Genomic DNA, 1269 nt, shown 5'->3' on the forward strand with positions numbered 1-1269 from the left:
TGAGCTTACCCCGCTTTTCCGGACACCTACACTGTAGCGAGATTCTCGCTCAGAAAGGAGTCCAGGATGGCCAAGGGGCACCCATTGGAGTTCCGTCAGAGGGCAGTGGAGTTAGCGCGGCAGCGTGAGAAGCCGCTGCGCCAGCTCGCAGCCGATCTCGGCATTTCAGACCAGACGCTCAGCAACTGGGTGAAGCAGGCGGACATCGACGAAGGCAAGCGGGAAGGCCTGACGACGGAGGAGCGGGCCGAGCTCGTGCAGTTGCGGCGGCGGAACCGCGTGCTGGAGATGGAGATCGAGATCCTGAAGAGAGCTTCGGCGTACTTCGCCCGCGAGAACGTCCTCCCAAAATGAGGTTCCGGCTGGTCCAGGAGCTTGCCGCGGACGGAATTGGTGTCGCGGTGGCCTGCCGGATGCTCAGTGTCTCGGCCTCGGGATACTACGAGCAGAGGGGCCGCCCACCGTCGGCGCGGGCCGTGGCTGACGAGGCGCTCACGTTGCAGATCAAGGAGATCCACACCATGTCGCGGGGGGCGTACGGCGCGCCCCTCATCTTTGACGAACTGCGGCTCGATAGGAGCGTTCGCTGCGGCCGCAAGCGTGTCGCCCGACTGATGCGAGCCGCCAATTTGTGCGGCGTCTACCGGCGCCGGCGTAAGCATGTCCGTCCCCTGCCGCCCGTCCACGACGATCTCGTGCAGCGCCGCTTCGTAGCGGACGCGCCTGACCGGCTCTGGCTCACCGACATCACCGAGCACCCGACGCGAGAGGGCAAGGTCTACCTGGCGGCAGTGCTCGACGTCTACAGCCGCCGCATCGTCGGCTGGTCGATCGCCGACCACCTGCGCGCAGAGCTCGTCGTTGACGCCCTCGAGATGGCACGCTGGCGCAGGCGTCCGGTTCCCGGCAAGACGATCCTCCACTCCGACCGCGGCTCCCAGTACACCTCCTGGTCCTTCGGGCGCCGGCTGCGCCAGGCCGGCCTGCTAGGGTCGATGGGCCGCGTCGGCTCGGCCTACGATAACGCGATGATGGAGTCCTTCTTTGGAACGCTCCAGCTTGAGCTGCTCGACCGAAAAAAGTGGCAAACCCGCAAGGAGCTGGCGGCGGCCATCTTCGAGTGGATCGAGGCCTGGTACAACCCGCGCCGCCGCCACTCGGCCATCGGAAGCCTCAGCCCGGTAGACTACGAACGGTTGTACACCGCACCGGAGGTTGCGGCATAACCATGCCAAGAATCAAACTGTCCGGGGAACCGGGGCAAGCTCA

The 1269-nt window shown here is 65.6% G+C and carries 2 protein-coding genes; both read left to right on the forward strand.

What is annotated here, in order from left to right:
• The first annotated feature begins 66 nt into the window (after positions 1–66).
• Positions 67–354, forward strand: coding sequence for a transposase (locus tag WEB03_RS01695; RefSeq protein WP_368069240.1), 288 nt, complete (start codon positions 67–69; stop codon positions 352–354).
• Positions 351–1226 carry an IS3 family transposase gene (locus WEB03_RS01700; RefSeq protein ID WP_368069241.1) on the forward strand — a complete coding sequence of 292 codons (876 nt, stop codon included), beginning with the start codon at positions 351–353 and terminating at the stop codon, positions 1224–1226. The genes WEB03_RS01695 and WEB03_RS01700 overlap by 4 nt, the downstream gene beginning before the upstream one ends.
• The last annotated feature ends 43 nt before the right edge of the window (positions 1227–1269 follow it).

It is taken from the genome of Nitriliruptor sp. (genome assembly GCF_040882075.1).
Lineage (GTDB): Bacteria > Actinomycetota > Nitriliruptoria > Nitriliruptorales > Nitriliruptoraceae > Nitriliruptor.

Bases quoted from the DNA above. Each gene is read 5' to 3' on its own strand.
- WEB03_RS01695 (WP_368069240.1), top strand. From the start codon at position 67: ATGGCCAAGGGGCACCCATTGGAGTTCCGTCAGAGGGCAGTGGAGTTA.
- WEB03_RS01700 (WP_368069241.1), top strand. From the start codon at position 351: ATGAGGTTCCGGCTGGTCCAGGAGCTTGCCGCGGACGGAATTGGTGTC.